Origin of the sequence: Hydrogenophaga sp. (assembly GCF_041633695.1) — a bacterium.
Classification (GTDB): Bacteria; Pseudomonadota; Gammaproteobacteria; order Burkholderiales; family Burkholderiaceae_C; genus Hydrogenophaga.
This window is the reverse complement of the sequence record NZ_JBFJMY010000191.1, coordinates 1-7,575: the sequence shown is the minus strand read 5'-3', so window position 1 is coordinate 7,575 and position 7,575 is coordinate 1. Positions and strand designations below refer to the sequence as shown.

Sequence of the window (7,575 nt, the reverse complement as noted above, 5' to 3'; positions counted from 1 at the left end):
TCATCAACGATCTGAAATCGCGCGGCGTGACGATCGTCTACATCTCGCACCGGCTGGAAGAGCTGATCCGCATCGGCGACTACATCACGGTGCTGCGAGACGGTCGCATCACGGGTTCTTCCGAGATGTCCGCGGTGGACGTGCCTTGGATCGTGAAGCAGATGGTGGGTGCCAGCACCCGCAATTTTGCGCGCGCTGAAGACCACGCCTTTGGCGACACGGTGCTCGAGGTGGCCCATGTGTTCCTGCCACGCCCCGGTGCACCTGGTTATTTGGTGGACGACATGAGCCTGACGCTGCGTGCCGGGGAAATTGTGGGCATCTATGGCCTCATGGGAGCAGGGCGCACCGAGCTCTTTGAGTGCATCTTCGGTTGCCATCCCGAGCAGGCGCGGGGCAGTGTGAAGCTGTTGGGCCAGGAGTTGATCGGAAAGGACGTGGCCGCTTGCATCCAAAACGGGTTGGCGCTGATCCCCGAAGACCGCAAAGCAGACGGGTTGGTGCACTCCATGTCGATCTCGGAAAACCTCACGCTGGCCAATCTCTGGCGCATGGCCAAACGCGGGCACCTCCGTCCGCAGACCGAAAGCGACGCAGCGCAACGCTTCATCCAGTCGCTGTCCATCAAGGCCAAGCGGCCCGAGCTGGAGGTCGGTTCGTTGTCGGGTGGCAACCAGCAAAAGGTGGTGATCGGTCGTGCCCTGATGACCGATCCCAAGGTGTTGCTGATGGACGAGCCCAGCCGGGGCATCGACATCGGCGCCAAGGCCGACGTGTTCAAGGTCATGCGCGACCTGGCCAAGTCTGGCCTGGGCATTCTTTTTGTGACCTCCGATCTGGAGGAGGTCATGGCCTTGTCCGACCGCATCGTCGTCATGTCCAACGGCCGCCTGGCGGCCCAGTTTGGCCTGGGCGAAGCCACCGAAGACGCGGTGGTCCTGGCCTCCAACAGTGGCCAGTTGCTGGCCGCCTAGTTCAAAAATACCAATGTCCATCACCATGACTGCAACCCTTGCAACCCCACCCCTTTCGCCAGCGCCCACCTCAACGGGGGACAGTGCTTTGCTGCTGATTCTGCGTTTGCGCACCTTCATTGCGCTGTTTCTGGTCGTGGGCTTCTTTGCCTTTATGGCGCCCAACTTCGTCAGCGCCGCGAATGCGCTGATCATGTCCAAGCACGTGGCCTTGAACGCGCTGCTGGCCATCGGCATGACCTATGTGATTGTGAGCGGCGGCATCGACTTGTCGGTCGGATCGATCGTCGGTTTGACCGGCATGGTGGCCGGCGGTTTGATCTTGCACGGACTCTCGGTGGGCGACTACGTGATTTACTTCAACGTGGTTGAAATCATCGTGATCTCGCTGGGGGTTGGGGTGTTGGTGGGGGCCATCAACGGTGTGCTCATCACCGTGCTGAATGTTGCGCCTTTCATCGCCACGCTGGGTACGTTGTACGTGGCACGCGGCATCGCGCTTTTGTCCTCGGACGGTGCGACCTTTCCCAACCTGGAAGGCAATGTGGAGCGCGGTACCACTGGCTTTCCCCTGATTGGGACGCTGAACTTTCTAGGCGTTCCGCTGGTGATCTGGTTGCTGATCGCGGTGGGCGTGGGCGCGGCCTACCTTGGCGCGCGCACGCCGCTGGGACGCCACATTTATGCGGTAGGGGGCAACGAACGTGCCGCCATGCTTTCGGGCGTGAAGGTGCGAAAGATCAAGTTTTTTGTGTACATGTTCTCCGGTCTGTGTGCATCCATCGTTGGCCTGGTGATCTCTTCCGAGTTGGTGGCTTCGCACCCGATGACCGGCGAGACCTTCGAACTCAACGCCATCGCCGCCGCCGTGCTCGGTGGTACCTCGATGACCGGAGGCCGGGGCAAGATCGGCGGCACCATCATCGGCGCTTTTGTCATCGGCATCCTGTCCGACGGCCTGGTGATGATGGGTGTGAGCTCGTTCTGGCAGACTGTGATCAAGGGCCTGGTGATCATTGCTGCGGTCGTGGTGGACCAGTTCCAGCAGCGCATGCAACAGCGCATGGCGCTGCAGATGCGCGCGGAGGCCTGAGCATGAGCAGCACTTCCACGCCGCGCAAAGGCGCGCTGATTGGCTGCGGCTTTTTCTCGAAGAACCACTTGCACGCCTGGGCCCAGCTGCCCGGCGCCGAAATCGTGGCGCTGTGCGACGCGAATCCGCAGCGCCTGCAAGAGGCCTCCACCGAATTCGGTATCGACAAGACCTACGCCTCGGCCGAGGAATTGTTTGCCAGCGAGAAACTGGACTTCGTTGACATTGCCACCACCGTGGGCAGCCACCGCGCCCTGGTGGAAATGGCTGCGCGCCAGGGGGTGCCCTGCATTTGCCAGAAGCCGTTCGCCAACACCCTGGACGATGCGGTCGCCATGATCCAGGCCTGCAGACGGGCCGGTGTGCCGCTGATGGTGCACGAAAATTTTCGCTGGCAAAGCTCGATCCAGGCGGTGCGCAAGGCGCTCGACCAAGGCCATATTGGCCAGCCTTTCTGGGGCCGGGTGAGCTTTCGCTCGGCCTACGACGTGTTTTCGGGCCAGCCCTACCTGGCCACCGAAGACCGCTTCATCCTGCAAGACCTGGGCATCCACATCATCGACATCGCGCGCTTCCTGTTTGGCGAGGTGGCGACCATGAGCGCCAGCACGACGCGCATCAACCCGAAGATCCGCGGCGAAGACGTGGCCACTCTGCTGATGAAACACAGGTCCGGCCTCACCAGTGTGATCGATTGCAGCTACGCGACGGCGAACACCAAGGAGCTGTTTCCGCAAACCCTGATCGAGATCGATGGCGCTTTAGGAACACTGCGCCTGGGTGCCGATTACCAGCTCACCATTCACGTGAAAGATGGCGACACGCAAGTCGTGGATTGCGCGCCTCCTCTGCACGACTGGGCGCAGCGCCCCTGGCACAACATCCAGGACAGCGTGCTCAACATCCAGGCCCACTGGTTGCAATGTTTGTCCGATGGCAGGGAACCGCAAACCTCGGGGGCGGACAACTTGCGGACCCTGCTGCTGGTTGAAAAAGCCTACGAGTCGGCCGCCGGTCAGCAAAAGACGATCGACATCGTGAAGGAGACGCCGCCGTGCTGAAAGGTCTGCCCGCCTGGATGTCCGCGGACTTGCTTTGGGTGCTGGCCGCCATGGGCCATGGCGACCGCCTGGCCGTGGTGGACCGGAACTATCCCGGGTATTCAACGGCGAGCCAGACCATGAGCACCCGGCATGTAGAGCTCAACGGCACCGATGTGGTGGAAGCCGTTCGGGGCATTCTCACGCTATTTCCCTTGGACTCCTTCGTGCCGTTTCCGTTGAACTGCATGGAGCCGGTGGATCGGTCGGGCGTGCTGCTGCCGGTGCAGTCCGAGGTGTTGTCAGCGTGCGAGCTGGCCGAGGACCGACCCATTCCGATGTTGCCGCTGGAGCGTTTCGACTTTTACGAGGCGGCAAAACGGTGTTTCGCTGTGGTCCACACCACCGAATCGCGCCCCTATGGGTGTTTTCTGCTGACCAAAGGGGTGGTGTTTGACGAGTGAGTGTGGTGGCTTGCTGTTCCTGTGGCGTCAACATGCCCGGGGCGCTTGCGTTGAAGCCTCTTAAACTCTAGATTTTCAGGCCCGCACCCGGAGCAACGCCATGTCATCAGGACCCATTCAACGTCGAAAGCTCTACCAGGAGGTGCAAGACCGGTTGCTGGAGCGCATCCGCAGCGGAGAGGTTCCGTCCGGCGAACAGTTGCCGTCCGAACGCGATCTCATGGACGAGTACCAGGTGGGCCGGCCGGCCATTCGCGAGGCTTTGCAGGCGCTGGAGCGCTCGGGCATCGTTTCGATCAGCCACGGTGAACGGGCCCGGGTGGCCGTGCCGACGGCCGAATCGCTGGTGGAGCAAATCGCCAGTGGTGCCCAGCACCTGTTGCGTTCCGATCCGAACTCGCTGGAGCACCTGAAGGAAGTGCGCGTGTTTCTGGAGTGCGGCATGGCCCGCATGGCCGCTGAACGGTCCGACCCCGCGAGCATGAAGCTGTTGCGCCAGCGCCTGGACGAACACCACCGGGTGACCGATTCGCCACAGCATTTTGTCGAAGGCGACATGGGCTTCCACACCCAGATTGCGGCCATGAGCGGCAACCCCATCTTCCCGGTCATCTTGGAGGCGATGCTGCGCTGGCTGGGCGAGTACTACCAGTCGCTGGTGCGTGCGCCGGGTGCAGAGGCGCTGACGCTGGCCGAGCACGATCGCATCGTGCAGGCCATCGAATCGCACGATGCCCAGGGCGCCGAGCAAGCGATGCGCGAGCACCTGATGCGTGCCAATGCCCTGTACCAACGCCTGGTGCGGCCCGAGGGCGAAGCCGAGACCCTGGCCAGTTGAACACCATGAGCGCGACCGTTTTGCCCGCTCCCGCCAGCAGCGATGCCCGTGCTGCGGATGCCTTGCGTGTCTGGGGTACCCCGCAGCGCACAGCGCCGAGCCGGGTGTTGTCGGCGGGCAAGCTGCGTTGCGAATGGAGCGAAGGCAGCATCCGCCACCTGCGTTGGCGCGGTGTGGAGCTGATCCGGGGCATTTCGTATCTGCTTCGTGACACGCACTGGGGCACGGCGCCGTGCGCCGTCGAAGGCTTTGAACTCGATCAGGCGGCCGACCAGTTTGTGGCCCGGTTTGTTCTGGTGATGCGGCTGCCCGAGGGGCGCTTGCGGGCTGCTGCGGTGGTGCGCGGCCATGCGCACGGTCACTTCAGTTTCCAGGTGGACGCCGTGGCGGACGCGGCCCTGTCGACCAACCGCTGCGGTCTGGTGGTGTTGCACCCGGCGTCGGCGGCGGGCGCACCGCTGGAGATCGAGCACACCGATGGCTCGGTCGAAACCGGTTGTTTCCCCGAGCACATCAGTCCGGGACAGGTGGCGTTCAATATCCGCCGCCTGCGCCATGCGCCGGTGCCGGGTTTGAGCGTCGACTGTCGCTTGGAGGCCGAACTGCCGCACGATCCCTTGGGCAAATTCGAGATGGAAGACCAGCGCAATTGGTCGGACGCATCGTTCAAAACCTACGTGGCTTCGCTGCTGGATCCCTGGCCGTATGGGCTGGACGCGCATCGGAAATTCTCACAACAGGTGAGTGTCTCGGTGAGCGACGCGAGCGCGGCCAATCAGGACCGCGCCGAGTCGCGGTCCGAGCCGGTCCGCGTGGCCATGGGTGAAGCAACGGGGCTGCGACTGCCCGCGATGGGCTTGGGTGTTCCCCTGGGGTTGAAGCAGATGACGGCGGCCGAGCGCGCAGCGGTGCTGGCGTTGAAGCCCGTCTGGCTGGTGGCCGAAGCCGATGCTTCGGATCTGGCTGGTCTGCACGAGCAGCTGGCGGCGCTGACAAGCCTGGCGCAGGCATCGAAGGCGCTGGTGCAGCTGGATGTGATCTGTCCATCGGGTCAAACGCCTGAGGATGTGGCGTCCCGGGTGGCCAAGGCCTGCGAGTTGGTCGGTCTGCGTCCGGCAGCGGTGCGCGCCTGCCCCGCGCCGTATCTGAAGAGCTACCAGCCTTCGGACCTCTGGCCCGAGGGTCCCGGTCTGGAGGCGCACGCCCAGGCCTTTTCTGCTGCGTTTCCCGAGGCTCGTGTGGGCGGTGGCATGCTGACCTATTTCACCGAGCTCAACCGCAAGCGTCAGTCGCCCGAGCACCTGGACTTCGTGGCGCACACCACCACACCGCTGGTGCACGCAGCCGACGATGTGTCGGTGATGCAGACCCACGGGTCTTTGGCCAGCATCGCGGCCAGCGTGCACGCGATCTGGCCCGGCCTCGCATACCGGTTGGGCCCTGTGACGGTGGGCATGCACCGCAATCCCTATGGCGCACGCACCGCAGACAACCCGTTGCGGCAGCGTATGGCCATGGCGCCGGACGATCCGCGTCACCAGGCGGCTTTTGGTGCGGCCTGGCTGGTGGGCTATGCGGCGGCGGTGCAGCAGGCTGGCATCGAGGTGCTGAGCTTCCTCCATTCACACGGTGTCAGTGGCCCGACCTTGCGCGACGACATGCCCGATTGGGAGCCCGGCGCCTGTGTGCCGGCCTGGCGCGTCCATCACCTGCTCGTTCGCGCCTCGGGCTGCGCACTGCACCGGTTGAACGGCTTGCCCGGTCGGCTGGCGGGGTTGGCATGGGCTTCGTCCGATGGTGTGCAGCACCTGCTGTTGGCCAATCTCGGCGCTGAAGCACTCGGGGCGGTGGTGGATGGCGCCTGGGTGGTCAGCGACCTGAGCGTGCCCAGCACGGCGCAGGCGCTGGCGGCCGTCGCTCCAGTCAAAGATGCCGCAGACGCTTCGACGGTGGCCACCCGCATGCCCCTGCGGTTCGCGGCATACGAGGTCCTGTCGCTGACGCGGTGACCCTTGACACCCATTCCTTTTTTTTACCCTGCCTGGTCTGATGACGATGCCAAAAAACACGCCAAACCCACCCCAACCCCGTGCCAGCGATGGCCGTATCCGCGCCACCTACTGGGTCGAAACCCCGTTCCCGTTGGAGGCGGCGGTGGCCGTGCTCGCAGGCGAACAGTCCTGCGGCACCTTTGCCCGGTTGCCAGGCGAAACCGACGAGCTGCGCGAGGCTGCGGGTGCGGTGGTGGAGCGGATCACACCGCTGGAGGTGGTCGATCAACCCTCGCTGCCGGTCCGCGCACTGCCGTCGAAACTGGGTACCCACCCGAGGTTCCAGCGCGCGGAGATCGAGGTGTCGTGGCCTTTCGACAACCTGGGCGCTTCCTTGCCCAACCTGATGGCTACCGTCGCCGGCAACCTGTTTGAGTTGCGAGAGTTCTCCGGACTGCGCCTGCTCGACCTGCAACTGCCGCCTGCGTTCGCACGGCGCTACCAGGGTCCTCAATTCGGCATCCCGGGCACGCGAAAACTGCTGGGTATCGAGGGCCGCCCCTTGATCGGCACCATCATCAAACCCAGCGTGGGCCTGAGCCCGAAGGACACAGCGGCACTGGTGAAGCAGCTGGTGGACGCCGGCATCGACTTCATCAAAGACGACGAACTGCAGGCCAACGGCCCGCACAGCCCGCTGCGCGCACGCGTCGACGCGATCATGCCGGTGTTGAAGGACCACGAGCAGCGCACGGGCCGCCAGGTGATGTACGCGTTCAACATCACCGACGAGCTCGATGTGATGCTGCAGAACCACGACTACGTGCAGGCCGCGGGCGGCAACTGCATCATGGTCACCGTGGCCACTGTCGGCCTGCCGGCCCTGGTCTGGTTGCGCAAACACAGCCAGCTGGCCATCCATGGGCACCGCGCGGGCTGGGGCATGCTCAGCCGCTCGCCCTACATCGGCATGGACTACCGCGCTTACCAGCAGTTCTGGCGCCTGGCCGGCGTGGACCACCTGCACGTCAACGGTTTGCGCAACAAGTTCAGCGAAGACGATGCCTCGGTGATCCGCTCGGCCCAGGCCTGCACGCGCCCCATGTTCGACGCACCGGCTCCCGGCTGCGAAGTGATGCCGGTGTTTTCTTCCGGGCAGACCGCCGAGCAGGTGG

General features: G+C 64.1%; 7 protein-coding genes. All 7 read left to right on the top strand.

What is annotated here, in order from left to right; all coding sequences use genetic code 11:
• Nucleotides 1-974, top strand: a 974-nt coding sequence (locus ABYB95_RS12865) for an ATP-binding cassette domain-containing protein (RefSeq protein ID WP_372658957.1), incomplete at its 5' end; no start/stop codon positions are given.
• Nucleotides 975-1,062: 88 nt separating this feature from the next.
• A complete protein-coding gene (locus tag ABYB95_RS12860) occupies nt 1,063-2,067 on the top strand; it encodes an ABC transporter permease (RefSeq protein WP_372658956.1) in 1,005 nt (334 codons plus the stop codon).
• Nucleotides 2,068-2,069: 2 nt separating this feature from the next.
• The gene (locus tag ABYB95_RS12855; protein WP_372658955.1) at nt 2,070-3,128 is read left to right on the top strand and encodes a Gfo/Idh/MocA family protein; all 1,059 of its coding nucleotides are present in this window, start codon (nt 2,070-2,072) and stop codon (nt 3,126-3,128) included.
• The gene (locus ABYB95_RS12850) at nt 3,122-3,571 is read left to right on the top strand and encodes an RbsD/FucU family protein (RefSeq protein WP_372658954.1); all 450 of its coding nucleotides are present in this window, start codon (nt 3,122-3,124) and stop codon (nt 3,569-3,571) included. Before ABYB95_RS12855 ends, ABYB95_RS12850 begins: the two co-directional genes overlap by 7 nt.
• 100 nt (nt 3,572-3,671) lie before the next feature.
• Nucleotides 3,672-4,409 carry a transcriptional regulator NanR gene (locus ABYB95_RS12845; protein WP_372658953.1) on the top strand — a complete coding sequence of 246 codons (738 nt, stop codon included), beginning with the start codon at nt 3,672-3,674 and terminating at the stop codon, nt 4,407-4,409.
• Nucleotides 4,410-4,414: 5 nt separating this feature from the next.
• Nucleotides 4,415-6,418: a hypothetical protein gene (locus tag ABYB95_RS12840; RefSeq protein ID WP_372658952.1), complete on the top strand. Its 2,004-nt coding sequence runs from the start codon at nt 4,415-4,417 to the stop codon at nt 6,416-6,418.
• A gap of 40 nt (nt 6,419-6,458) precedes the next feature.
• Nucleotides 6,459-7,575: RuBisCO large subunit C-terminal-like domain-containing protein (locus ABYB95_RS12835; protein ID WP_372658951.1), on the top strand; the 1,117-nt coding region annotated here is incomplete at its 3' end.

Excerpts from the sequence above, each read along its gene's own strand:
- ABYB95_RS12845 (WP_372658953.1), top strand. The coding sequence starts at position 3,672 with ATGTCATCAGGACCCATTCAACGTCGAAAGCTCTACCAGGAGGTGCAA.
- ABYB95_RS12855 (WP_372658955.1), top strand. The coding sequence starts at position 2,070 with ATGAGCAGCACTTCCACGCCGCGCAAAGGCGCGCTGATTGGCTGCGGC.
- ABYB95_RS12840 (WP_372658952.1), top strand. The coding sequence starts at position 4,415 with ATGAGCGCGACCGTTTTGCCCGCTCCCGCCAGCAGCGATGCCCGTGCT.